Source organism: Achromobacter sp. ESBL13, assembly GCF_036668755.1.
In the GTDB taxonomy this organism is placed as follows: domain Bacteria; phylum Pseudomonadota; class Gammaproteobacteria; order Burkholderiales; family Burkholderiaceae_B; genus Achromobacter.
In genome coordinates this window covers 273,743-298,761 of sequence record NZ_JAZEVT010000007.1, presented here as the reverse complement: position 1 = coordinate 298,761, position 25,019 = coordinate 273,743, and the positions used below count along the sequence as shown (strand labels likewise).

Here is a 25,019-nt window from a genome sequence, read left to right as displayed (position 1 = left end):
CCATGAACTCAAGAACAATGATCAACCGGATGGCCGTGGTGGCGGCGGCAGGGGCGTTGCTGGCGGGTTGTGCAACGCAGCAGCAAACCAACACCGCCGTCGGGACGGGCGCGGGGGCGGCGGTGGGCGCCGGCATCGGCGCGTTGATCGGACACGGCAAGGGCGCGGCGATTGGCGCCGGCATTGGCGCCGTGGCGGGCGGGTTGGTCGGCTACAACTGGAAGGTGGTCAAGGAAGATGTGCAGCAGTCCGGCGCATCCTCGTTGGGCATCGACGTGGTCGAAATGCCCGATGGCAGTCTCAAGGTCAATATCCCCAGCGGCGTGTCGTTCGACACGGACAAGACGCAGCTCAAGCCGGCGTTGCTGCCGGTGCTGGACAGCGTGGCCCGTTCGCTGAACCAGCATCCCGAATTGCGCACCAAGGTGGTCGGCCATACCGACAGCACGGGCGCGCTGGCGCATAACCAGACGCTATCGATCAACCGCGCCAAGAGCGTGACGGACTACCTGGCCAAGCAGGGCGTGGCGTCCGGCCGCATGGCGGTGGAAGGGCGCGGCCCCAGCGACCCGATCGGCGACAATGCGACCGCCGAAGGGCGCGCGCTGAATCGGCGCGTGGAAATCTACTTGTACGCCGTCAAGCAATAAGGTCCGTCTCATGAGCATGCTTCCCCCCGCCCGTATCGGCACCGATACCGCCGTGGCCGCGCTGACCGGTTGGCAGGCCGCGGCCACGCGCGACGCCATTGAAAAGCGCTACCGCTTTCCGAACTTCAACGCGGCGTTCGGGTTCATGGCGCGCGTGGCCATGTTCGCGGAAAAGCTGAACCACCATCCGGAGTGGACCAACGTCTACAACCGGGTGGACGTGACCTTGACCACGCATGATGCGGGGGGGGTGACTGAACTGGACGTGCGCATGGCGCAGTTTATGGACGAGGCGGCCACGCAGATGGGCGCCACGGCGCCGAAGGCCGACGCCTAGCCGTCGCTGTCCGCCGCGACGTCTTCGCGCGCTTGCAGATGCTCGATCAGGCGATCGAGCATCTGCCCCAGCGCGCGTTGTTCGTCGGCATCCAGGCAGCCGAATATTTCGTCGTTTCGGCGCGCGATCAATTCAATGATGCGTTGATACTGCGCCATGCCCTCGGGCGTGGGCGTCAGCACCACGCCGCGCCCATCCGAGGCCGACAACGCCTTTTCCACCAGACCGCGTTCCACCAATGCCTGCGCCGATCGGCTGGCCTGGCCTTTGTTCAGGTTGGCCGCGCGCGCCAGGTCATTGACCGACAGCGGCGCATAGCGCCCGATGGCGGCCAGGCAGCGGGCTTCGCCCAGCGGAATGCCGCAGTCTTCCAGGTAGGCGCGATTCGTGTCGCGGTCCGTGATCTTGTTGAGCACGTGCAGGCGATACGTTAGGAATCGTTCCAGGGCGGGCGGTTTCACGTCGGGCGGGCGGTGGGGGGGGCGGTAGGGGCGGTAGGGTGGACGGTACTGGTGGCGGGATAGTTTGCCACAGCGGCCTGCTCCAGGCAGGCGCTTTCGGCCTGCGCCAACAGCGCCAGCGCCGTGGCCGCATCGGGCTGGCGTGACAGCAATGACAAGCCCAATATCGAAAGAAACAGCGGCGCCTGGGATTCGCCCACGCGTGTCAGCGCTTGCGCCATGCCGGTGTACACGTGGTCTAGATCGTCGTTGTTCATGCTTGGCCTTTCTGGGTTGCGGGCAGGGCGATCGAAGGGTAATAGGGCGCCAACGCGGCGCGTAGCTGTTCGGTGTCAGGCGCGGACCAGCGGCCCAGCACGTAGCCGTCCGGGCGGATCAGCGTGACCAGGCCATCGGGGGCGCCATGGCGCTGGCGCAACTGCCCATGCGCGTCGTCCAGACCACCCGCGCCCGCCTGGATGATCTGCAAGGGGTGCGGCGCGCTTTGCGTGGCCGTGGCCAGGGCGTCCAGTTCACGGGCCAGCGCGGGGCCGGGCGATACCGCCAGCAGCACGAAGCCCCGGCCGAAACTCTGGCTCAGGTAGCGGACAGCGGAGCCGTCTTGCAACTGCGCATCGGGCACGGGTTGGCCCGGGGCGGCGGCGGGGCCGGCTTGCGGTGCGCCGTCTTGCAGGTTCAAGGGTGATGGGTCGTACGAAATGGGCGCGGACTGCCGGGGGTTGATGAGCGGGCGCACCGTCTCGTCCACCAACGCCAGCCGCAACGCGGCTTCACGCATCAAGCGGAAGCCGAAGTCCGGCGGCGCCATGAATTCCGTGCTCTTGGCGCCATAAGCCAGGTTCTGGCGCGTGGCGTGGACACGTTCGATGCTGTAGCTGTCCAGCAGGCTGTCGGGGGCCTGGCGCTTCAAGACCCAGGCCAGTTTCCAGGCCAGGTTGCCGGCGTCGTCCAGACCGGAGTTCAGGCCGCGCACGCCAAAGATCGGGACCAGGTGGCCGGCGTCACCGGCAAACAATACGCGTCCGTGACGGTACTGCGCCAGCGTCAGGCACTTGGCGTTGTAGACCGAAATCCAAAGGGCTTTCCACGGCGCGGTTTCGCCGATCATGTCCAGATGGCTTTGCACGCGCGGCAAGACGTTTTCCGGTTTGACGGCTTCGTCGGGGTCTTCGTCGTCGCGGATCTGGTAGTCCACGCGCCACACGTTGCCGGGCTGGCGATGCATCAGCAAGGTCGAGCCGGGGTTGGACGGTGGGTCGAACCACGCCAGGCGTTCAACGGGGCGGGTCGATGCCTGTTCGATGTCGACGATGACGTAGCGGCCTTCGTACTGCATGCCTTCCAGCTTCAGCCCCATGGCCTCGCGCACGGTGCTGCGGCCGCCGTCGCAGGCGATCAGCCAGTCGGCGCGCACGGTCTGGCGCACGCCGTCGGTGTCGATCTCGACGGTGACGCCATCGTTGTCGGCGCGCAGCCCGGCCACGCGGGCCGACCACTGCAATGCGGCCAGATCGGGGTGGCGCTGCATGGCCTGATGCGCGTATTTCTCGACCGAGTATTGCTGGATGTTGACCATGGGCGCATAGCGCTGCAAGGGGTCGTGCGGCATCTGAAAGTGCAGCACTTCGCGGTCGCGGTAGTAGCTGCGGCCGCCCGTCCAGGCCAGGCCGGTTTCCATCAGGGGTTTGTCGGCGCCGACCCAGCCCAGGATTTCCTGCGATCGGCGCGATATGCAGATGGCGCGGCTGCCACTGCAATAGTCGTCGTCCGCCTCGACCGTGAGCGAGGCGATGCCGTACTCGGCCAGCAGGGCGGCCAGCGTCAGGCCGACCGGGCCTCCGCCGGCGATCAACACGGGTACATGCGCGGGTAGCGGCATCTTGTCTCCAGGATATTTGGTTGTTTGCGCAACTATATTCTTGATAGGTTGCGTGCGCAACTACTTTGGTTGCGCGTAAAAAAACCCGCCGGATCGAATCGGGCGGGTTTTTCGCAAGCGCGGCGCGCTTAGTTGCGCACGTTATAGATGCGCATCGCCTGTTGCTTCTGGTTGGCGTCCATAACGCGCAGCACCACCACGCGGGCGTTGAAGCCGTCGGGCAGCTTCAGCTGGCCCAGCGCGTAGTCGTAGCGGTCGACATTCAGCGTGGGGCCTTCCGGCGTGACGGTTGCGGCGCGGCCATTGGAATAGCTGCCTTCAATGCTGAACGTCAGCGTGCCCTTGAACGGCGCGCCGGTGCGCTCTTCGCGCATCACCAGAACCTGGTAGTCAAGCTGGCCGGGGGCGCGCTTGAACGTGGCCGAGCGGATGCCCAGGTTGCCGCCGCGCGGGTCCGGCGGCATGGCGTCCTGGAACAGGACCAGTTCTTTGTTCAGCGTATCGATCTTGGCGCGGGCTTCGGCCAGGTCGGTGGTCAGCTTTTCGTGGCCGGACTTGTTGGCGTCGCGCTGTTGCGTGGCTTCTTCCAGCTGGGTTTGCAGGCGCTGGCGTTCCAGGTTGGACGCGCTGAGCTCGCTATGCAGGGACTCGGACTGCTCGACCGTCAGGCGTTGCGGGCCGTAGTTCGTTTGCAGGAAGAGCACGCCGCCCGCACCCAGGGCAATTCCCACCAGCAGCAGGACAAGCCAGCGCGGCAGGCGCCGCGTGCGTTGACCGGGTTGGTACACGGAGGGCTTGAATACAGCCCGTTGCGATCTTCCAAACATCCCCATTCCTAGAAAACTTCCTGTGTATGTGCTTGTTCGCGCGGGTGCCCGCGCGCGCCAAAGCGTCAGAGAATACCCCGTTAGCCGGGGGGCTTGGGTGCGCGGACAAGCCTGGTTGCGCACCTTGATATTGTGAAATATGTGAGCGTCAGCGTGCTGCTGCGAGGAGCTCCGCGTCCAGGTCGGCAAGCCGTTGCGGGGTGCCGACATCTACCCAGCGGCCGTCGTGGCGCGCGCCGCGCGCCAGGTTTCTGGCCATTGCCTGCCGAAGCAGGGGCGCCAAGGGCGCCGCCGTGCCGCGCTGGACATCCGCGAACAACGAAGGATGGTAGACGCCGATGCCTGCATAGGTCAAACGCGGCTCGCCGTCGGCATGCAAGGCGCCATCGGGCGATAGCCGGAAATCACCGGCCGGGTGCTGCACGGGGTTGTCGACCATCAACAAGCCCACGCCACCATCCGGCACAGTGGCCGCCAGGGACGGCGCCAGGGCAGGGTCCCAGTCGCACCAGACGTCGCCGTTCACGACCAGGAACGGCGCATCGCCCAGCAGGGGAAGCGCCTGCGCGATGCCGCCGGCGGTTTCCAGGGCGGTGCCTTCGGCTGAATACCGGATCTGCGCGCCGAACGCGCTGCCATCACCCAGTGCGCGTTCGATCTCGTGGCCCAGCCAGGCATGGTTGATGACGATCTGGCGGATGCCCGCCGCCGCCAGGCGTTCCAGGTGCCAGACGATCAGGGGCTTGCCGCCCACCGCCAGCAACGGTTTAGGCAGCCGATCGGTCAGCGGTCGCATGCGTTCGCCGCGCCCCGCGGCAAGAATCATGGCTTGCATCAAAAGGTGTATCCGACGCTGACCTGGCGGTCATCCAGTTGGTCGAGCAGGCGCAGCAGCGGGGTGAAAACGCCGTAGCGCTGGGCCACCTGACGGACGTAGCCGTTCATGCGCGGCATGTGCGCCAGGTAATGCGCCTTGCCGTCGCGGTGGTTCAGGCGGGCAAACACGCCCATGATGCGCAGGTTGCGTTGCAGGCCCATCCATTCGTAGGCGCGATGGAATTCGGCAAAGTCGGCATCCACGGGCAAGCCTGCCGCGCGCGCCATTTCCCAATAGCGGATGGCCCAGTCCAGCTGCTGCGGTTCTTCCCAGGTGGTGCGGGCGTCGGTAACCAATGAGGCCAGGTCATAGGTGATGGGGCCGACCAGCGCGTCCTGGAAATCGATGACGCCGGGGTTGGGACCGTACTGCGGCTGGTCGCACACCATCAGGTTGGGCGAATGGAAGTCGCGATGCACCAGCACCTGCGCCTGGCCGCCGTTGCTGGTCGACAGCAGGGCAAAGATCTTCTCCAGGGCGTTGGCGGTCTTGTCGTCCAGCGTGACGCCGTGGTGCTTGTTGACGTACCACTCGGGGAAAAGCTTTAGCTCGTCGGCCAGCCGGGCCGTGTCGTAGGTGGCCAGACCGGCCGTGGACGCCTGCTGCAAGCGGACCAGCGCGGCCAGTGCCTCGCGGTAGAGCGTCTGCAAGTCGCTATCGGAAATGCCGGCCTGGATGCGCTGATAGTAGGTTTGCTCGCCCAGGTCGGACAGCAGCAGCAGGCCCTGGTCCAGATCCTGTTCCAGCACCTGGGGCACGTTCAGCCCGGCATCGGCCAGCAGTTGGCCCACGTGCAGGAAGGGGCGGCAGTCTTCGTGCGCGGGTGGCGCGTCCATGACAATCAGGGTGCGCTCACCGGCGTCCAAACGGAAATAACGGCGAAAACTGGCGTCGGCGGAGGCCGGGCGCAATGTGTCCACGGCCAGGTTCAAGGCTTTGGGCAGGCTTTCCAGCCAGTTGCGAATCTGCACCAGGCGGGGGTCGTGATCGTTTTTCAAGGAAGATCCGTGTCAGAAGGGCAATATTGCTGAAATTTGCGTTCGGCGCACATAAGGCTGGGCGTATGGCGCGGCTTCTCTATAATACCGGCTCGTTTCCACCAGCATCGGCCGTTCTCCGCCGCCGATGCCAGGTTTTCCCATTGTCAAAAAGGGCTGTTTTCACTCGTGCGCAAGGTTCGGTGGTTGATCCTCTCTGCTGTCAGCGTGGCCGCCGGAGCCGTCCAGGCTCAAGGCAGCCAAGGTTCGACTCCCGCGGCGTCCGCAGCAACCGTGACCCCCGCAGCGCCCGTGTTGCGTACGTCGCCGGGTCTGCGAATTCACCGCCTGCCGGATGAAAGCATCCCCGCGTACCTGGAAGCCGACAGCATCGAGGGCGACCCCGATTCCGACCTGACGCTGAACGGCAGCGCGCAAGTGCGCCGCATCGACGGCGTGATCAAGGGCGACCGCATCAACTACCGCAAGGACACCGGCGAAGTCGATGTCCAGGGCAGTGCGCGCATGATGCGCGACGGCACCTTGGTGACCGGCCCCAACGCCAAGTTCAACGTCGACAAATATTCAGGCCAGGTCGAAAAGCCCAACTTCTGGATGGGCGCCACCGGCGGTTTCGCCGTTGCCGAACACGCCGACATCTTCAGCAAGTCGCAGATGCGGCTGCATACGGTTACGTACAGCGGCTGCGCGTGCGAAACGCCGTCCTGGTACATCAAGGCCAACACCGTCGATATCGATTTCGACGAAAACGAAGGCGTGGCGCGCAACGGCGTGCTGTATTTCAAGGACGTGCCGATCCTGGCGTCGCCCTACATGACCTTCCCGGTCAAGAAAGAGCGCAAGTCTGGCTTCCTGATGCCGACGTACGGCACCACCAGCCAGGGCGGCTTCGACATTTCGTTGCCGTACTACCTGAACCTGGCGCCCAACTACGACATGACGGTCCAGCCGCGCTATTTCTCCAAGCGCGGCATGCAGCTGGGCGGCGAATTCCGCTACCTGGGCTCGTCCTATCTGGGCACCCTGGACGGCACCTATTTGCCCAACGACAACGTCACCAGCGAAGACCGCTGGATGTACTGGTGGCGCCACCAACAGACGTTCTCGCACGGCTTCTACGCCGACTGGGACATCGCCAAGGTTTCAGACGACGACTACTTCCGCGACATCTCGCAGCTGGGCCTGAACCAGGCGTCGACCACCTACCTGCCGCAGCGCGGCCGCGTGGGCTGGGCGTCCAACTACTGGAGCACGTACGCACAGGTCTACAAGTACCAGACGCTGCAGGACCCGGACGCGCCGCTGGTGCCGCCGTACGACAAGGAACCCGAGCTCTACCTGCGAGGCGCGCGCTATGACTGGGGCGGTTTCGATGTCGACTGGACATCCACCGCCGTGCGTTTCCGCCGTCCCGATTTCGGCTCGACGGTTCGCTATCCGGATGGCGACCGCTTGCAGTCCTACCCGACAGTGTCGTACCCGATCGTGCGCCCGGGCTGGTTCATCATCCCCAAGGCGGGCGTGAACTACACCCAGTACCAGACCAAATGGTATGGCGTGGATGCGCTGGGCCTGAACGGCGGTTCGGCCGACGGCCTGCCGCGTTCGCAATCGCGCACCGTGCCGATCATGTCGCTGGACGCCGGCCTGATCTTCGAACGCGACACGTCGCTGTTCGGCAAGGCGTCCACGCAAACGCTCGAACCGCGCCTGTACTACCTGCGCGTGCCGTATCGCGACCAGTCCAAGATGCCGGTCTACGACACGTCGCTGGCCGACTTCAGCTTCTCGCAAGCCTTTGAAGAGAACATCTACACCGGCGGTTGGGACCGTATCTCGAACGCCAACCAGCTGACGGCCGCCTTGACCACGCGCTGGCTGGACGCCAATACCGGCTTCGAGCGCATGTCGCTGGCTGTGGCGCAGCGCCTGTATTTTGAAGATCAAAAAGTCACGCTGCCGGGCGAAACGCCGCGTGAAAACGTGCGTTCCGACTTCCTGGTGGGCGCCAGCGCGGCACTGACCGACACGCTGAGCACCGACGTGGCCGCTCAGTACAATCCTTACCAGAACCAGTGGTCGCGCGGCTTGGTCAGCGCACGCTGGTCGCCGCAGCGCCTGACCACGGTGGCGCTGTCGTATCGTTATCAGCGCGATCCGCAACCGGGCGTTCAGTATCAGCCCCAAGGCCAGAACCAGGTCAGCCTGGCGTTGCAATGGCCGTTCAACAAGCGTTGGTACGGCGTGGGTCGCGTGGATTATTCCTTGCGCTCCGGGCCGTCCAGCACGGTGGCCAACACGACGGAATCCCCCCGTGTCACGCAGGCCATCGCCGGCGTCGAGTACAAGGGCGATTGCTGCTGGGTGGGCCGCGTGGTCTACCAGCGCTATGCTGTATCGGCAACGGACGCGAACTCCGCTGTGTTCTTCCAGCTTGAGCTGACCGGTCTGGGTTCCCTGGGAACCGACCCGATGAACCTGCTGAACAGAAGTATCCCCGGCTACACCAGCATTACACCGCCCGTGCCGGCTGGGACCACATTTGAAAGGTATGAATGATGCGTAGGTTGCACTCTTTGCGCCGCCTGTCCGGCAGTGCGCTGTTGTTGGCCTTATGCGCCGGCCTTCCCGCCGCGCACGCGGCCGAGCCAACAGGCCGGGCCGCGAACAATGGCGCCAAGGCCGCGCCCGCCGCTCAGAAAACCGCGCCGGCGCCCCAGGGCGAGCAGTTCGTGGACGGCATCGCGGCCGTGGTCGACAAGGACGTGATCACGTTGCGCGAACTGCGCGACGCGTCCGTCCGCATTTCGTCCGAATTGAAGTCGCGCGGCATCCAGGTGCCCGACGACCAGACCTTGCAGCACCAGGTGTTGCAGCGTCTGATCATGGAACGGGTGCAACGCCACGAAGCCGACCGCCTTGGTATTCGGGTCGACGATGCCCAGGTGGACCAGGCCATCCAGACCATCGCGTCGCGCAACAAGATCAGCGTGGCGCAACTGCGCGGCGAAATCGAAAAGTCCGGCACCAACTGGGACGCCTATCGGAAGTCGTTGCGCGACGAGATCCGCACGGATCGCCTGCGCCAGCGCGCGGTGGATTCCACCATCGTCATTTCCGACACCGAAGTCGATGCGTTCCTGAAGGACCAGCGCCGCAACCCGGCGTTTGGCGCCGCGCCGCAAGCGCAGCAGCAACCCCAACCGCAACCGCAGGCGCAGCCCGAGCCCGCGCCCGAGCAGGCCGCCGCGCCCTCGGGTCCGATGCTGTACGCGCTGGCCCAGATTCTGGTCCGCGTGCCCGAAGGCTCCTCCCCGGAACAGCTGGCGGTGCTGCGCAAGAAGGCCGAAGACATCCTGGCCCGCGCCAAGCGCGGCGACGATTTCGCCAGCCTGGCGGCAGCGTCCTCGGATGGTCCCGAAGCCTTGCAAGGCGGCGTGATGGGCGTGCGTCCGCTGGACGGCTGGCCCGACCTGTTCGTCAAGGCCATCGGCAATCTGCAAAAGGGCCAGGTCAGCAACCTGATCCAGAGCGGCAACGGTTTCCACATCATCAAGGTGATGGACCGCGGCACGGCCCAGCCGGCGCCCAGCCGCACCGCCCGCGCGCCGGCTCCCACGCCTGCCCCGCAGCCCGCCGCGCGTCCGCAAGCGCCCGCGCAGCAAGGCCCGACCAAGGTCATGCAGACCCGCGCGCGCCACATCCTGATCAAGACGTCCACCGTCATGAGCGACGAAACCGCGCGTCAGCGCCTGGAACAGGTGCGTCAGCGCCTGGTGTCGGGTGGCGCCAAGTTTGAAGACATGGCGCGCCAGTACTCGCAGGACGCCACCGCACCACAGGGCGGCGAACTGGGATGGCTGAACCCGGGTGAAACCGTGCCGCCGTTCGAAGCCGCCATGAATGCGCTGAAGCCGGGCGAAATCAGCCCGCCGATCCAGTCGCCTTTTGGCTGGCACCTGATTGAAGTCGAAGAACGCCGCGAACACGACGCCACCGACGACCTGGCCCGCATGAAGGCGCGCCAGATTCTGTTCGAGCGCCGCGCCCAGCCTGCTTTTGAAGACTGGCTGGAGCAACTGCGTGCTCAGGCTTACGTCGACAACCGGCTTGAAAAGCAGCAAAAGATCCAGCAGAACAACCGCTAAACGCATTACGGGCTTTTCATGTCTCAACACCAGGCGCGCAAGCGCTTCGGCCAGAACTTCCTGACCGACGAAAGCGTCGTCGAGTCCATCGTCCGGGCGGTTGCCCCCGCCCGCGACGATGCCGTGGTCGAGATCGGCCCAGGGTTGTCTGCCTTGACCCGGCCGCTGCTAGAGCGTCTGGACCATCTCACCGCCGTGGAAATCGACCGCGACCTGGCCGCGCGCCTGCGCAAGCAGTTCGAGGCGTCGCGCCTGACCGTGGTCGAAGCCGACGCGTTGACGGTGGATTTCTCGCAATTCGGCAGCGCGCTGCGTGTGGTGGGCAATCTGCCCTACAACATTTCCAGCCCGCTGCTGTTCCACCTGATGACGTGGGCCGACCACATTCGCGACCAGCATTTCATGTTGCAGCGCGAGGTCATCGACCGCATGGTGGCGCAAGCGGGCTCTGGTGATTTCAGCCGCTTGTCGGTGATGTTGCAGTCGCGCTATCGCATGCACAAGCTGTTCGATGTGCCGCCGGAAGCGTTCGACCCGCCGCCCAAGGTGGTGTCGGCGATTGTGCGCATGGTGCCGCTGCCGGCCGACCGCCTGCAACCGGTCAGCGTGCGCGCCTTTGAAACGGTGGTGGCGCGCGCTTTTTCGCAGCGCCGCAAGATGCTGCGTCGCGTGTTGGCCGACTGGGCGCCGCAAGTGCCCTGGGAAGCGCTGGACATTGCGCCTACCGCGCGCGCCGAGGACATTTCGGTGGACCGGTATATCCGCCTGTCGGATGCGCTGGTGGCAGCGGGCCTGCTTCAGTAAGCGCGAAGCGGCGGAGCGTTGCAAGCAGGCGCGGCGCGTGTCCCGCAATGCAGGCGTGGCGCATGCCACGCTATCCGCGCCACGCGCATCACAACATCCGTTTTTGCGCGGCCATCCATAGCTGCATGACGTCGCGCGCACGCTCGGCAAGCAGCTTTTCCGCGTCGGCCAGTGCTTGCTGCAAGGTGATGGGACCGGGCGCCAAACTGAACGCGGCGGTGATGCCGCCCGCGTGCAGCGCTTCGTAGCCCTCGCCCAGCGACCCCGCCAACGCCACCACCGGCACGCCCGCCTGCTGCGCGATCTTGGCCACGCCCGCCGGGGTCTTGCCGCGCAGTGTTTGCGCGTCCATGCGGCCTTCGCCGGTGAACACCAGCGTGGCGCCTTCGATGGCGTCGGCCAGGCCGCCCAGTTCCGCCACGATTTCGACGCCCGGGCGAAAGTGCGCCTGCAAAAACGCCTTGGCCGCAAAGCCCAAACCGCCCGCCGCGCCCGCGCCGGGTTCGTCGCGATGGTCCACGCCCAGGTGGCGCGCGCACACATCGGCAAAATTCGACAGCATCTGGTCCAGCGCCAGCACCTGTTCCGGCGTGGCGCCTTTTTGCGGCCCGAACACGTGCGATGCGCCATGCGGGCCGCACAGCGGATTGTCGACGTCCGATGCGATATCGATGTGGACGTTGGCCAGGCGCGGATCCAGCCCGCGCGTGTCGAGGGCGGCCAGCTTGCCCAGCGCGCCGCCACCGGGCGGCAGGCTGTTGCCGGCGGCGTCCAGCAAGCGCACGCCCAGCGCCGTCAGCATGCCGGCGCCCGCGTCGTTGGTGGCGGACCCGCCCAAGCCCAGGATGATGCGCGTGGCGCCCGCGTTCACGGCCGCCAGCATCAGTTCGCCCACGCCGTGGCTGCTGGCGCGCATCGGGTCGCGCTTGGACGGCGAGATCAGTTCCAGCCCCGCCGCCGCGGCCATTTCGATCACGGCCGTGCCGTCTTCCAGCAGGCCCCACACGGCGTCGACCTTGTAACCCAACGCGTCGTTCACCGTCAGCTGCTGTTCCTTGCCGCCGGTGGCGGCCAGCACGGCCTCGACCGTGCCTTCGCCGCCGTCGGCCATGGGCACGCATATCGTGTGGGCGCCGGGGCAGGCGGCTTTCACGCCGCGCGCGATGGCTGCCGCCGCGTCGGGCGCGGACACGCTTTCCTTGAAGGAGTCGGGAGCAATGACGATTTTCACGGGTTTGGGTCGCCTCGATGTCGGTCGGAGTAAGGGCCATGATACCCGCGCCGACGCAGGCGGCGTACCATAGCGCTTTCGTTGTTTTTGCGAGAGTGGACCGTCATGCCTGTATTGCGCCGCACCAAAATTGTTGCCACCTTGGGCCCTTCGACTTCGACGCCCGAACGCATTGAAGCGCTGATCCGCGCCGGCCTTGACGTGGCCCGTTTGAACTTCTCGCACGGCAGCGCGGACGATCACCGCGACCGCGCGCGCCTGGTGCGCGACATTGCCGCCAAGCAGGGCCGTTTCGTCGCCATCATGGGCGACCTGCAAGGCCCCAAGATCCGTATTGCGCGCTTCACCGACAAGCTGGTGCAGCTGCACGTCGGCCAGCCATTCACGCTGTCGCGCGTGCATCCCAAGGAGGCGGGCACAGCCAGCATCGTCGGCATCGACTATCCGGAACTGGTGACCGACTGCCGCGTGGGCGACGAACTGCTGCTGGACGACGGCCGTGTCGTGCTGGTGGTGGATCGCGTCGAAGGCGACGAAGTCCACACCACCGTCACCGTTGGCGGCCCGCTGTCCAACAACAAGGGCATCAACCGCCGTGGCGGTGGCTTGTCCGCACCCAGCCTCACCGACAAGGACCGCGTCGACATCAAGCTGGCGGCCGAAATGGAACTGGATTACGTGGCCGTGTCGTTCCCGCGCTATGGCAGCGACATCGACGAGGCCCGCGCCCTGCTGGCCGAAGCCGGCAGCCAGGCATGGATCATCGCCAAGATCGAACGCGCCGAAGCCGTGGCTGACGACGAAGCCCTGGACTCGCTGATTCGCGCCAGCGACGGCGTGATGGTGGCGCGCGGCGACCTGGGCGTGGAAGTGGGCGATGCCGAACTGGTCGGCATCCAGAAGCGCATCATCCAGCACGCGCGCACGCTGAACAAAGTGGTCATCACCGCGACGCAGATGATGGAATCCATGATCTCCAGCCCCATGCCCACGCGCGCCGAAGTGTCGGACGTGGCCAACGCGGTGCTGGACTACACCGACGCCGTGATGCTGTCGGCGGAAAGCGCGTCGGGCCAGTATCCCGTTGAAACCGTGCAAGCGATGGCGCGCGTTTGCCTGGGTGCGGAAAAGCACCCGACGTCCACCGTGTCGCACCACCGCATGGGCGAGACCTTCACGCGCTGTGATGAAACTATTGCGCTGGCCGCGATGTACGCGGCCAACCACTTTCCGGGCGTCAAGGCCATCATCGCCCTGACCGAAAGCGGGCACACGCCGCTGATCATGTCGCGCATCCGTTCCGGCGTGCCGATCTACTGCTACAGCCCGCACAGCCTGACGCAGAACCGCGTGGCCATGTTCCGGGGCGTCTACACCATTCCGTTCGCGCCGTCGGATTACGAGCCGGCCGAACTCAGCGAGGCCGCCATTGACGAACTGCGCAAGCGCAACCTGGTGAAGACGGGCGACTGGGTGATCCTGACCAAGGGCGATTTCTACCGCGACAGCGGCGGCACCAACGGCATGAAGATCCTGCTGGTGGATTGACCGGGGCTGGCCGGGCCGCGACCCGGCCCCGCTACGCCCGCCTGGCCGGCTTCAGCCAAAGAACCAGTAGCACACGCCAATGGCGGCCAGCACGCCGGCCGCATCGGCGATCAGCGCGCAGCCCACCGCGTGGCGCGCGCGCAATATCCCCACCGACCCAAAGTACACCGCCAGCACGTAGAACGTGGTTTCGGTGCTGCCCTGCATCACGGCCGCGAGCAGGGCGGGGAAACTGTCCACGCCGAAGTGCGTCATGGTTTCCAGCATCATCGCGCGCGCCGCGCTGCCGGAAAACGGCTTGACCAGCGCGGTGGGCAGCGCGTCGACGAAACGCGTGTCCCAGCCGGCTTGCAGCGCCAGCCAGCGGATGCCGTCCAGCAAAAAATCCAGCGCGCCCGATGCGCGCAGCACCCCCACCGCGCACAGCATGGCCACCAGATAGGGCAGCAGGCTCTTGGCGATGTCGAAGCCTTCCTTGGCGCCCTCGATGAACGTTTCATAGACCGGCACCTTTTTCCAGGCGCCCACGACCAGGAACGCCAGCAGGATGCCGAACAGCGCCAGGTTGCCCATCACCGAAGACAGCGACGCGATGGCCGCGGCCGACATGCCGGCCAGCAGCGCCATGAAACCGCCCATGAGCAAGGCCGCGCCGCCCAGCCACAGCATCACCACCGGGTCGGCCAGCCGCAGGCGCTGGCACACGGCCACGGCCAGAAAGCCCGCCAACGTGGACGCGCTGGTTGCCAGCAGGATGGGCAGGAATACCAGTGTGGGATCGGCCGCGCCCTGCTGCGCGCGGAACATGAACAGCGTGACGGGCAGCAGCGTCAGCGATGACGCGTTCAAAACCAGGAACAGGATCTGCGCGTTGCTGGCGGTGTCGGGCGTGGGGTTCAGCGATTGCAGTTCGCGCATGGCGCGCAGGCCGATGGGCGTGGCCGCGTTGTCCAGCCCCAGACCGTTGGCCGCGAAGTTCAGCGTGATAAGACCGATGGCGGGGTGATTGCGCGGCACGCCCGGCATCAGGCGCGCAAACAGCGGCCCCAGCAGGCGTGCCAGCTTTTCCACCAGCCCGGCGGCTTCGGCAATGCGCAGGAAGCCCAGCCACAAGGTCAGCGTGCCGAACAGCAGCACCATCACTTCGACCGACACGCGCGCCATGTCGAACAGGCTGGCCACCATCAGGCGAAAGACGTCGGGGTCTCCGATGGCCAGCCAGCGGTACAGCGCGGCGGCGGCGGCGGTCAGGAAGAAGCCCAGCCAGAGTTTGTTCAGCATGCGTGACGATGCCCGGACAGCGGTTGATTGCGCACCAGCGCGGGGACGCTCATTGTCGCAGAGTCAGCCCTGGCCAGCTTGGCCGCGCGGCGCCAATTCTGGTACTTTGGGCCGAACCGCCCTAGGGCCATAACAGTGAGGGACACTCATGGATTTCAATGCCTGGCGCCGTCGCCGCATCTCGGAACCCGCGTACCGCTGGGCGCGCAACGCCTTGCCCCCCATGTCGGCCACCGAACGCGAGGCCATCGAGGCCGGAGACACCTGGTGGGACGCCGACCTGTTCACCGGCAACCCCGATTGGCGCAAGCTGCTGGACGTGCCCGCCGCCACCCTCACCCCCGAAGAGCAGGCCTTTATCGATGGCCCCGTGGCGCAGCTGTGCACGATGCTGGACGAATGGGACATCACCTGGAACCGGCGCGACCTGCCGCCGCAAGTCTGGAGCTTTCTGAAATCGCAGCGTTTTTTCGGCATGATCATCCCGCGCCGTTACGGCGGGCTGGGCTTTTCCCCCTACGCGCATTCCGAAGTCGTGCGCCGCATATCGGCCTATTCCATCACGGCGGGCGTGACCGTCATGGTGCCCAATTCACTAGGCCCCGGCGAACTGCTGATGCAGTTCGGCACGCCCGCGCAGCGTGATTACTGGTTGCCGCGCCTGGCCGATGGCCGCGAGGTGCCGTGCTTCGGGCTGACCAGCCCCGAGGCGGGCTCGGACGCCGCGTCCATGGTGGACACCGGCGTTGTCTGCCGCCAGGTGGTCGATGGCCGCGAACTGATCGGTATCCGGCTCAACTGGCACAAGCGCTACATCACGCTGGGGCCCGTGGCCACGGTGCTGGGGCTGGCGTTCAAGATGTCCGACCCCGACGGCATTCTGGGCGGCCCGAAAGACATCGGCATTTCGGTGGCGCTGGTGCCCACCGAGGCGCCGGGCGTGGAAATCGGCCGGCGCCATCTGCCGGCCATGCAGGTGTTTCAGAACGGCCCGAACAAAGGGCGCGATGTGTTCGTGCCGCTGGATGCGCTGATCGGCGGCGAGGCCCGCGCCGGCCAGGGTTGGAAGATGCTGATGAGCGCCCTGGCCGCCGGGCGCGGCATTTCGCTGCCGTCGCTGTCAGCGGCCGCCGCCGTCATGTGCGCGCACACCACCGGCATGTACGCGCGGGTGCGTGAGCAGTTCGGCATCCCCATTGGCAAGTTCGAAGGCGTGCAGGAACAGTTGGCCCGGCTGGCGGGCAACGCCTATCTGGTCGAGGCGGCGCGCCGCCTGACCTGCGCCGCGCTGAACCAGGACGTGAAGCCGGCCGTCGTGTCCGGCATCATGAAATACCACGCCACTGAACGCATGCGCGACTCGGTCAACGCCGCGATGGACGTGCACGCGGGCCGCGCGGTCATCGACGGCCCCAGCAACTACCTGGGCGCGCTGTATCGCGCGGTGCCCATCGCCATCACGGTCGAAGGCGCCAACATCCTGACGCGCAACCTGATCATCTTCGGGCAGGGCGCCATCCGCGCGCATCCCTATCTAATGCCCGAAATGCTGGCGCTGGCCAACCCCGACGAAGAACGTGGCATCGAGGTCTTCCACGATGTGTTCTGGCGCCACCTGCGGCACGCCGGCAAGAACACGCTGCGCGCGATCGGCCGCGCCTGGTCGGGCGCCTTGCTGGCGCCGTCGCCGGTGTCCGGCCCCACGGCGGGGCACTACCGGCGGCTGGGACGCTATGCGTCCGGCTTTGCGTTGTTGGCCGACGCCACACTGGCGCAATTGGGCGGCGGGCTGAAGCGGCGCGAAATGATCTCGGCGCGGCTGGGCGATGTGTTGTCGCAGCTTTATTTGCTGTCGGCGGTGCTCAAGCGCTGGGAAGACGAAGGCCGCAAGCACGACGATCTGCCCCTGGTGCATTGGTGCATGGAACAGGGCTACGCCAGCATCGAGAAAAGCCTGGACGAAGTGCTGCGCAACCTGCCGGGCCGCGTGCTGGCGTGGGGCCTGCGCGCCGCCATCCTGCCGTGGCGCCTGGCGCGCGGGCCGAACGACGCCTTGACGCGCGCCTGCGCCGAACTGCTGTTGAAGCCGTCGCCCATCCATGACCGGCTGGCGGCCGACCTGCATCGCGAGCCGGGCAGCGGCGCGGCGGCCGGCGTACTGCTGGGCGGTGGCCGCGCGGGTAGCGACCCCTTGGCGGACTTGACCCGCGCCTTTGCGCTGGTTGACGCGGTGCAGCCCATCCGCGACCGCCTGCGCCAGTCGAACGTGCGCAATTGGCGCGAGGCGCATCAGCTGGGCGCTATCACGGACGCGCAGGCGGCGCAGCTGGAGGCGGCGGACGCGGTGGTGTCCAAGGTCTTGCAGGTGGATGATTTTGCGCCGCAAGCGCTGTCGCCCCAGGCGGCAAGCCCTGATTCGACGTCCGTTTCCGACCCAGCCCCCAAACCCGACGCTTAATCGTCCGCGTTCGGGTCCATGCCGGGGAACAGGATTTCCGTGAAGCCGAACTTCGTGAAATCCTGGATGCGCGACGGGTACAGCCGGCCGATCAGGTGATCGCATTCGTGCTGCACCACACGGGCGTGAAAGCCTTCGGCTTCGCGCTCGATCAGCCGGCCATACGGGTCGCGGCCGCTGTAGCGGATGTGGCGATAGCGCGGCACCAGCCCGCGCAGGCCGGGCACCGACAAGCAACCTTCCCAGCCGTCTTCCATCTCGTCCGACAAGGGGGTGATGACGGGGTTGCACAAGATGGTCTGCGGCACGGGGGGCGCGTCGGGGTAGCGGTCGTTGCGGTCAAAGCCGAAGATCACCACTTGCAGGTCCACGCCGATCTGCGGCGCCGCCAGCCCCACGCCTTGTGCCGCCGCCATGGTTTCGAACATGTCGTCGATCAGGGCGTGCAGCTCGGGCGTGTCGAATTTATCGACGGGCGGGGCCACGCGCAGCAAGCGCGGGTCGCCCATTTTCAGGATGGGGTGGATCATGGCGGTACGCGTCAGTCTTGACGGCCTTTCTTCTGGATGAACTCGATCTTGTAGCCGTCCGGGTCTTCGACGAAGGCGATCACGGTCTTGCCGTGCTTCATCGGACCGGCTTCGCGGGTGACCTTGCCGCCGCGTTCCTTGACCTTGTCACAGGCTTCGTAGGCGTTGTCCACTTCCAGCGCGATGTGGCCGTAGCCGTTGCCCAGGTCGTACTTTTCGGTGTCCCAGTTGTGGGTCAGTTCGATGACCGCGCCTTCGGACTCGTCTTGATAGCCGACGAAGGCCAGCGTGAACTTGCCTTCGGGGTAGTCGTTGCGGCGCAGGACGCGCATGCCGAGCACGTTGGTGTAGAAATCGATGGACTTATCAAGGTTGCCGACTCGCAGCATGGTGTGGAGCATACGCATGGAGATCTTCCTTAGGCGATGAGGGGTTGTGGCAGGAACCCGGGGTTGCCCGAGTGTTGCCGCGTAATGCCGATGTCGCGCAGTGCGCCGCCCATGGCGGCGACTGCCTGCCGCATCTGGTCCGCGCCAAAGGCGCCGATGCAGCCGACCCGGAACGTGGGTTGTTCGGTGTTGAAGAAATTACTGAGCACGTAGCCGCGCGCCTTCAGGGCGTCCACGAACAATTGCAGATGCCAGTTAGGGGAATCGGGCGCATGCACGTTGACGACGATGGGGCCTTGCAGATCGCGCGACAGATAGGGCGTCAAGCCCAGTTCGCTGACGCCATCATAAAGCGTGCGCATGTTGGCCGTGTAACGCGCCAGCCGCGCCTCGCGGCCTTCCTGGCGGTACAGGTCCAGCGCCACGGCCAGCGCGGCCAGCGTGGGCGCCGGGGGCGTGAAGCGCGGGCCCGCATTGGGCGCCAGCGTGTGTTGATAGATGTCGGCCAGATCCAGCGACCAGCTGCCCGCGTTGCCGCGGGCGGCTTCCAGGCGGTCGCGGCGGGCCACGACGAACGCCGCGCCGGGCAGACCTTCCAGGCACTTGTTGGCCGTCAGCACCACGGCATCCACGGCGGGCAGGGCGGACACATCCAGCGGCAAGGCGCCAAAGGCGGACACCGCGTCGACGATGACGCGGCGGCCCAGCGCGTGGGCAATGCGCGCCAATGCCGGCACGTCGTGGCAGATGCCGCTGCCCGTTTCGCTATAGACCAGCGCCAGGTGCGTCAGCGTGGGGTCTTGTTCCAGCGCGGCGGCCACGGCGGCCGGCTCCAGCCGTTCGGTGGCGCCCACCGCCAGCGGCACGGCGATGCGCCCCGCGTCGCTAGCCAGCTTTTGCAGGCGCGCCGCGTACGCGCCGGTGGACGGCGCCAGCAGGCGGCCGCCGGGCGGCACGAAGGTGCGTACGGCGGCTTCCACCGCAAAGTGGCCGCAGCCGGGCAGCGCCAGCGCCACGTGCTCGTCCGCCGAGCCCTGGGCCACGTGCAAGACGCCGTCGCACACCTGCCGGTAGGCTGCGCGGAAATCGTTGTCCCACGGCGCGTAGTCTTGCGCCATGGCGGCCTTCACCCGCGCGTCGGTCGTGACCGGGCCAGGAATCAGCAGCAACATTGTCTTGTCTCCAGTGCGCCTCAGAACTGAGGCAGCGAAGCGGGGTCGTGGCGCCGCAGGATGTTCTTGGCGTCTTCGAAGTCGGGAAGGATCTGGCCGACTTCGCGCCAGAAGTCCTGACTGTGGTTCATCTCGCGCAGATGCGCAAGCTCGTGCGCGATGACGTAGTCGATGATGCCGGGCGCGAAATGGATCAGGCGCCAGTTCAGCATGATGTTGCCGTCGCTGGTGCAGGAGCCCCAGCGCGTGGCGGCGGACGACAGCCGCCAGCGGCGGATCTTCAAGCCGCTGATATGCAGGAAGTGCGCCAGCCGCGCGCCGAACCACGCGCCCGCGCGCTGTTGTAGCCAGGCTTGCGCGGCGTCGCGGATACGGCTTTGGTCGGCCGTGGACGGCAGCGCCAGCCACAGCGTGTCGCCGTCCTCGGGCGCGTCGGCATCGCCCGACAGGCGCGACTGGCGGCTGTCGCCACCCACGCCGATCACGATGCGCTTGCCCAGGTAAGGCAGTTCGCCACCCGCTTGCCAGCGCGTGTGCGCCATGGCCAGCTGCTGCTTGCGGGCGTGCCATTCGCGTAGCTTGGTGACGATCCAGCGCGCTTTTTCGCGCACGGCGTCGTCAATCTGCGCCAGCGTGACCCAACTGGGCGCGGTGACTCGCAGGCCGTCGTCGGTGATGACAAAGCCGATGCTGCGCCGACGCGAACGCAGCAGCACGAAGCCGATGGGCTGTTGATCGGTGGGGATTTCGCGCCAGCGCGCGCCGGGCGGCAGCGGATCGGGGCAGGGCGTGGGCACGCGCGAGGCGGCATTGGGCGACAGCGTCAGCAGCGGCTCGCCCTTGCCGGCGTCGCCTTCGGCGGCGTCGGGGAACAGGTTCACGGGCGTGACGGGCTGGGGCTGCGGCTGGGGTTGCTGCTGCTGAGGCCGCGGTTCAAGCCTGGGCTGAGGCGGCGGCGTTGGCGTTGGCGTGGCGATCAGCGGCGACGCGCCGTGGGGCGCGTCGTGTTCTTGCATGTCGAACAAGAGTTCGAGCTGATCAGTGCTGGGCATACCTTTCAGGATTCAGACGCCGCATTTCCCCTTCGATCCATTCCTGAACCTTCTGGTTCAGTTCGTCGGGGGAGAGTCCCTTGGATTCTATCGCGGGACCGATCGACAGGGTGACCAGCCCGGGATATTTGACGAAAGCGTTGCGCCGCCAGCACTCGCCGGCGTTGTGCGCCACGGGAATGACCACCGCGCCGGTGCGCGAGGCCAGCAGCGCTCCGCCCATCTTGAAGCGCGCCGTCTTGCCCGGCGGCACGCGTGTGCCCTCGGGAAACAGCAGCGGCCAACGGCCTTCGTCCATGCGCGTCTGGCCCTGCTTGACCACCTGGTCGAAGGCGTCGCGGCCCTTGGAGCGGTCAATGGCGATCATGCGCAGCAGCGCCAGGCCCCACCCGAAGAACGGCACCATGTGCAGTTCTTTCTTGTAGACGAAGCACACTTCGCGCGGCATGTGCGCGGGAAAGAACAGCGTTTCCCAGGCCGACTGGTGTTTGGACAGAATCACCGCCGGGCCGTCGGGCAGGTTTTCCCAGCCCTTGACCTGCCAGCGGATACCGCAGAACACCTTGGCGCCCCAGATGGCCAGGCGCGGCCAGCCCACCGTCAGCTTGTAGCGCCAATGCAGCGGCAGCGGCGCCCACAGGATGCACAGGAACGCGTAGGGGATGACCGTGATGGCCAAAAACAGGAAATACAGCAGCGAACGTAGCCGGGCCATTGAATCAATTGTCCTGAAGCAGAATGTCGACGACCGCCGACAGGTCTTCGCAGACCCGGGTGTTCTCGGGCAGGCCGCCCTTGGCCAGCGTCTTCTTGCCGTTGCCGGTGTGCACCAGCCACGGCGCGCAGCCTACGGCCGCCGACGCTTGCAGATCGCGCAGCGAATCGCCCACCGCCGGCACGCCGGCCAGGCTGATGTCGTAGCGGTGCCCGATCTGTTCGAACAGCCCCGGGCGCGGCTTGCGGCAGGTGCAGTTGTCATCCGGCCCGTGCGGGCACAGGAACACGGCGTCGATGGCGCCCCCCACGGCGGCCAGTTCGCGCCGCATCTTGGTGTGGATGGCGGTCAGCGTGTCCATGTCGAACAGGCCGCGCGCCAGGCCCGACTGGTTGCTGGCCACCACCACTTTCCAGTCGGCCTGCGTCAGCCGCGCAATGGCTTGCAGGCTGCCGGGCAGGGCGATCCATTCGTCGGGATTCTTGACGAACGCATCGCTGTCCTGATTGATGACGCCGTCGCGGTCTAGGATGATCAGTTTCACTGTGCCAGCCTGGAAATGTCGGCCACCTGGTTCATCAGGCCATGCAGCTGGCTCAACAACGCCAGCCGGTTGGCGCGCACGGCCGGGTCTTCGGCCATGACCATGACATCGGCAAAGAAGGCGTCCACCGGTTCGCGGGCTTGCGCCAGCGTGGACAGGCTGCCGGCAAAGTCGCCGGCGGCCAACTGGGCTTGCGCCTGCGGGCGCAGCTTGGCGACGGTGGCGGCCAGGGCCTTTTCAGCGGGTTCGACCAGCGTGGCGTCGTTCACCGCACCGATCTCGCCTTCAGCCTTTTTCAACAGATTGCCGATGCGCTTGTTGGCGGCGGCCAGGCTGGCCGCTTCGGGCAACTGCGCGAACGCGGCGGCGGCGCGCACGCGCTCGGCCACCTGGTGCAGCGGCGGCGTCAACGCAATCACGGCTTCCACCGCGTTGCGGTCGAAATCGTTGATGAGCTGGTTGCGATAGCGCTCGTAGATGAAGGTGCGCACTTCGGCCAGCGTGTCGGCCGGGATCTTGCCGGCGGCGAAGGTGCCGGCGGCCAGGGCCAGCAGGCCGTCGAGCGACAGCGGGCCGTCCTGGCTGACCTTCAGCCAGCCGCCGGCCGCCAGCTGTTCAAACGCGCTGATCAGGCCAAGCGCCGCGCGGCGCAGGCCGAAGGGGTCGCGTTCGCCCGTGGGCGCCAGGCCGATGGCCCAGATGCCAACCATCGTTTCCACGCGTTCGGCGATGAACAGCGTGGCGGCGGTCAGCGTGTCTTGCGTGACGGGCGCGTCGTAGCGGTTGCGGTACTGCGTGCGCAGCGCCTCGACGACGCTGGCCGGCTCGCCGTCACCCGCTGCGTAGTAGGCGCCCATGATGCCTTGCAGCTCGGGGAATTCGCCCACCATGTTCGAACCCAGGTCGGCCTTGGCCAGCATGGCGGCGCGGTCGGCGGCGGCAACGTCGCCACCCAGCTGTTCGGCCACGCCGCGCGCAATGGCGCGCACGCGTTCGACGCGTTCAAGCTGGGTGCCCAGCTTGTTGTGATAAACGATGGAACCCAGCTGTTCCACGCGCGAAGCCAGCGGCGTCTTGCGATCGGTTTCGAAGAAGAACTGCGCGTCGGCCAGGCGCGGGCGCACCACGCGCTGGTTGCCTTCGACGATGTTCACCGGGTTGTCCGTGTGCATGTTGCTCACGATCAGGAAGCGGTGGGTCAGGCGGCCGGTGGCCGGGTCGAACAGCGGGAAGTACTTCTGGTTCAGCCGCATGGTCAGGATCAGGCATTCCTGCGGCACTTGCAGGAACTGCTCTTCAAACTGGCCCACATATACGGTGGGGTGCTCGACCAGCGCCGTCACTTCGTCCAGCAGCGCGGCCACTTCCGGGTCATCGCCCAGCGTGGCCGACAGGCGGCCGGCGTGGTCCAGCAACTGGCGCTGGATCTCATCGCGACGGCCTTCGAAGGACGCCACGACGCGGCCCTTTTCAGCCAGCGTGGCGGCGTACGAATCGGCATCGGCAAACGACACCGGGCCGGCGCACATGAAGCGGTGGCCCAGCGTGTCGCGGCCGGCCTGCATGCCCAGCGTGGACACGGGCACCACATCGGCGCCGAACAGGGCAACCAGGCCGTGCGCCGGGCGCACGAACTTGACGGTGGTGACGCCGTCGGCCAATTGGTAGCGCATCACCTTGGGAATCGGCAGGCTGTTCAATGCCGTGTCGATGCCTTCTTGCAAGCCGGCGGCCAGCGACGATCCGGTGGCGGTGCCGCGTGCCACCAGGTAGTCCTGCTTGCCGTCGGATTCGCGGTCCAGCGTGGCCAGGTCTATGTTTTCCAGGCCCTTGGCGGCCAGCTTCTTTTGCAGTGCCGGGGTGGCCTTGCCGTCTTCGGTCAGGCCGATCTTGGCGGGCATCAGCTTTTCGGCATAGGGCTGGTCGGGCGCTTGCGCCAGCACGGCGGACAGGTGCACGGCCAGGCGGCGCGGCGTGGAATACGCGGTCACGGCGCAGCCTTCGGCCAAGAGGCCGTGGCGTTCCAGCGTGGCGCGCACGCCTTCGGCAAAGGCCTGGCCCAGCTTTTGCAGGGCCTTGGGCGGCAATTCTTCGGTCAGCAGTTCGACCAGCAGGGGGCGGATGTTCGTCGTCATTTATGCTGCCTCCCCGGCGGCCTGGTTGCGGCGCAGCATGGGAAAGCCCAGTCGTTCGCGGGAATCGAAATAAGCCTGCGCGACGGCGCGCGACAGGTTGCGGATGCGGCCGATGTAGGCGGCGCGCTCGGTCACGCTGATCGCGCCGCGCGCGTCCAGCATGTTGAAGGTGTGCGCGGCTTTCAGCGCGGCCTCGTAGGCCGGCAGCGCCAGCGGCACTTCCATCAGCCGCTTGGCCTCGGCTTCGTAGTCGTTGAAGTGCGCAAACAGCATGTCGGCCGACGAATGCTCGAAGTTGTAGGTCGATTGCTCGACTTCGTTCTGGTGGAACACGTCGCGGTACAGCACGCGGTTGCCGTTGGCGCCCTCGGTCCAGACCAGGTCGTAGACGCTTTGCACGTCTTGCAGGTACATGGCCAGGCGTTCCAGGCCGTAGGTGATTTCACCGGTGGTGGGCGTGCAATCCAGGCCGCCCACCTGCTGGAAGTACGTGAATTGCGTGACTTCCATGCCGTTCAGCCACACTTCCCAGCCCAGGCCCCAGGCGCCCAGCGTGGGGTTTTCCCAGTCGTCTTCGACGAAGCGGATGTCGTGTTGCGTCGGGTCGATGCCCAGCGCTTTCAGCGAACCGATATACAGGTCCAGGATGTCGGGCGGCGCCGGCTTGAGCACCACCTGGTACTGGTAATAGTGCTGGAGGCGATTGGGGTTTTCGCCATAGCGGCCATCCTTGGGGCGGCGCGAGGGCTGCACGTAGGCGGCGCGCCACGGCTCCGGGCCGATCGCGCGCAGGAACGTGGCCGTGTGCGAGGTGCCGGCGCCGACTTCCATGTCGTAGGGTTGCAGCAGGGCGCAACCCTGCTTGTCCCAGTATTCCTGGAGCGTAAGGATGATTTGCTGAAAGGTGAGCATAGGATTCTTGGAATTCGACCGCCGGGCAAGGCCTGCCGTGGGCGTGGGAAACCGGGCATTTTAACTGGCCC

The 25,019-nt window shown here is 66.4% G+C and carries 23 protein-coding genes; 7 read left to right on the top strand and 16 right to left on the bottom strand.

What is annotated here, in order from left to right; all coding sequences use genetic code 11:
- Nucleotides 1–2: 2 nt before the first annotated feature.
- Nucleotides 3–650 (top strand): OmpA family protein, encoded by a 648-nt coding sequence (locus V6F88_RS24840; protein ID WP_046807634.1) that lies wholly within the window; start codon nt 3–5, stop codon nt 648–650.
- A 10-nt stretch (nt 651–660) separates the two neighbouring features.
- Complete coding sequence (locus V6F88_RS24835) at nt 661–987, top strand: 4a-hydroxytetrahydrobiopterin dehydratase (RefSeq protein ID WP_332612913.1); 327 nt, start codon at nt 661–663, stop codon at nt 985–987.
- On the opposite strand, the gene V6F88_RS24830 is transcribed toward V6F88_RS24835, so the two are convergent.
- From V6F88_RS24830 to V6F88_RS24805, 6 genes are all read right to left on the bottom strand, one after another.
- The gene (locus V6F88_RS24830) at nt 984–1,448 is read right to left on the bottom strand and encodes a MarR family winged helix-turn-helix transcriptional regulator (RefSeq protein WP_332612911.1); all 465 of its coding nucleotides are present in this window, start codon (nt 1,446–1,448) and stop codon (nt 984–986) included. The two genes, V6F88_RS24835 and V6F88_RS24830, sit on opposite strands and share 4 nt — an antisense overlap.
- Complete coding sequence (locus V6F88_RS24825) at nt 1,445–1,705, bottom strand: hypothetical protein (protein WP_332612910.1); 261 nt, start codon at nt 1,703–1,705, stop codon at nt 1,445–1,447. Before V6F88_RS24825 ends, V6F88_RS24830 begins: the two co-directional genes overlap by 4 nt.
- Nucleotides 1,702–3,327 (bottom strand): FAD-dependent monooxygenase, encoded by a 1,626-nt coding sequence (locus V6F88_RS24820; RefSeq protein WP_332612908.1) that lies wholly within the window; start codon nt 3,325–3,327, stop codon nt 1,702–1,704. The genes V6F88_RS24825 and V6F88_RS24820 overlap by 4 nt, the downstream gene beginning before the upstream one ends.
- Nucleotides 3,328–3,455: 128 nt before the next feature.
- Nucleotides 3,456–4,154 carry a DUF6776 family protein gene (locus tag V6F88_RS24815; RefSeq protein WP_332612906.1) on the bottom strand — a complete coding sequence of 233 codons (699 nt, stop codon included), beginning with the start codon at nt 4,152–4,154 and terminating at the stop codon, nt 3,456–3,458.
- A gap of 148 nt (nt 4,155–4,302) precedes the next feature.
- The gene (murU, locus tag V6F88_RS24810; protein WP_332612905.1) at nt 4,303–4,989 is read right to left on the bottom strand and encodes an N-acetylmuramate alpha-1-phosphate uridylyltransferase MurU; all 687 of its coding nucleotides are present in this window, start codon (nt 4,987–4,989) and stop codon (nt 4,303–4,305) included.
- Complete coding sequence (locus V6F88_RS24805) at nt 4,989–6,029, bottom strand: aminoglycoside phosphotransferase family protein (RefSeq protein ID WP_332612903.1); 1,041 nt, start codon at nt 6,027–6,029, stop codon at nt 4,989–4,991. The genes murU and V6F88_RS24805 overlap by 1 nt, the downstream gene beginning before the upstream one ends.
- Before the next feature lie 168 nt (nt 6,030–6,197).
- On the opposite strand from V6F88_RS24805, the gene V6F88_RS24800 reads away from it, so the two are divergent.
- Genes V6F88_RS24800 through rsmA form a run of 3 tightly spaced genes read left to right on the top strand, consistent with a single transcriptional unit; the run spans nt 6,198 to nt 10,981 of the window.
- Nucleotides 6,198–8,588 carry an LPS-assembly protein LptD gene (locus tag V6F88_RS24800; RefSeq protein ID WP_332612902.1) on the top strand — a complete coding sequence of 797 codons (2,391 nt, stop codon included), beginning with the start codon at nt 6,198–6,200 and terminating at the stop codon, nt 8,586–8,588.
- Nucleotides 8,585–10,177, top strand: a complete 1,593-nt coding sequence (locus V6F88_RS24795; protein WP_332612901.1) for a peptidylprolyl isomerase — start codon at nt 8,585–8,587, stop codon at nt 10,175–10,177. Before V6F88_RS24800 ends, V6F88_RS24795 begins: the two co-directional genes overlap by 4 nt.
- Nucleotides 10,178–10,195: 18 nt before the next feature.
- Nucleotides 10,196–10,981, top strand: coding sequence for a 16S rRNA (adenine(1518)-N(6)/adenine(1519)-N(6))-dimethyltransferase RsmA (rsmA, locus tag V6F88_RS24790; protein ID WP_332612898.1), 786 nt, complete (start codon nt 10,196–10,198; stop codon nt 10,979–10,981).
- An 88-nt stretch (nt 10,982–11,069) separates the two neighbouring features.
- Here the strand turns inward: rsmA and V6F88_RS24785 are convergent, their stop codons facing one another.
- A complete protein-coding gene (locus V6F88_RS24785; RefSeq protein ID WP_332612896.1) occupies nt 11,070–12,212 on the bottom strand; it encodes a glycerate kinase in 1,143 nt (380 codons plus the stop codon).
- A gap of 105 nt (nt 12,213–12,317) precedes the next feature.
- Here V6F88_RS24785 and pyk point away from each other — a divergent pair, with 105 nt between their 5' ends.
- Nucleotides 12,318–13,760 (top strand): pyruvate kinase, encoded by a 1,443-nt coding sequence (gene pyk / locus V6F88_RS24780; protein WP_332612895.1) that lies wholly within the window; start codon nt 12,318–12,320, stop codon nt 13,758–13,760.
- A 51-nt stretch (nt 13,761–13,811) separates the two neighbouring features.
- Here the strand turns inward: pyk and V6F88_RS24775 are convergent, their stop codons facing one another.
- On the bottom strand, nt 13,812–15,041 hold the full coding sequence (locus tag V6F88_RS24775) for a nucleoside recognition domain-containing protein (protein WP_332612894.1): 1,230 nt from the start codon (nt 15,039–15,041) through the stop codon (nt 13,812–13,814).
- Between the two features lie 148 nt (nt 15,042–15,189).
- On the opposite strand from V6F88_RS24775, the gene V6F88_RS24770 reads away from it, so the two are divergent.
- Nucleotides 15,190–17,499 (top strand): acyl-CoA dehydrogenase, encoded by a 2,310-nt coding sequence (locus tag V6F88_RS24770; protein ID WP_332612892.1) that lies wholly within the window; start codon nt 15,190–15,192, stop codon nt 17,497–17,499.
- Here the strand turns inward: V6F88_RS24770 and def are convergent.
- Genes def through glyQ form a run of 8 tightly spaced genes read right to left on the bottom strand, consistent with a single transcriptional unit; the run spans nt 17,496 to nt 24,948 of the window.
- Complete coding sequence (gene def / locus V6F88_RS24765; RefSeq protein WP_332612891.1) at nt 17,496–18,029, bottom strand: peptide deformylase; 534 nt, start codon at nt 18,027–18,029, stop codon at nt 17,496–17,498. The genes V6F88_RS24770 and def overlap by 4 nt on opposite strands.
- Nucleotides 18,030–18,040: 11 nt before the next feature.
- A complete protein-coding gene (gene gloA, locus V6F88_RS24760; protein ID WP_046806494.1) occupies nt 18,041–18,436 on the bottom strand; it encodes a lactoylglutathione lyase in 396 nt (131 codons plus the stop codon).
- A gap of 11 nt (nt 18,437–18,447) precedes the next feature.
- Nucleotides 18,448–19,590, bottom strand: a complete 1,143-nt coding sequence (locus V6F88_RS24755) for a 2-aminoethylphosphonate--pyruvate transaminase (protein ID WP_332612889.1) — start codon at nt 19,588–19,590, stop codon at nt 18,448–18,450.
- A gap of 20 nt (nt 19,591–19,610) precedes the next feature.
- Nucleotides 19,611–20,642 carry a M48 family metallopeptidase gene (locus V6F88_RS24750; RefSeq protein WP_332612888.1) on the bottom strand — a complete coding sequence of 344 codons (1,032 nt, stop codon included), beginning with the start codon at nt 20,640–20,642 and terminating at the stop codon, nt 19,611–19,613.
- Nucleotides 20,629–21,357: a lysophospholipid acyltransferase family protein gene (locus V6F88_RS24745; RefSeq protein ID WP_046806492.1), complete on the bottom strand. Its 729-nt coding sequence runs from the start codon at nt 21,355–21,357 to the stop codon at nt 20,629–20,631. The genes V6F88_RS24750 and V6F88_RS24745 overlap by 14 nt, the downstream gene beginning before the upstream one ends.
- Before the next feature lie 4 nt (nt 21,358–21,361).
- A complete protein-coding gene (gmhB, locus tag V6F88_RS24740; RefSeq protein WP_314357448.1) occupies nt 21,362–21,901 on the bottom strand; it encodes a D-glycero-beta-D-manno-heptose 1,7-bisphosphate 7-phosphatase in 540 nt (179 codons plus the stop codon).
- A complete protein-coding gene (glyS, locus tag V6F88_RS24735; RefSeq protein WP_332612884.1) occupies nt 21,898–24,036 on the bottom strand; it encodes a glycine--tRNA ligase subunit beta in 2,139 nt (712 codons plus the stop codon). The genes gmhB and glyS overlap by 4 nt, the downstream gene beginning before the upstream one ends.
- Entirely contained in the window at nt 24,037–24,948 is a 912-nt protein-coding gene (glyQ, locus tag V6F88_RS24730; RefSeq protein ID WP_046806489.1) for a glycine--tRNA ligase subunit alpha, read from the bottom strand.
- Between the last annotated feature and the right edge of the window lie 71 nt (nt 24,949–25,019).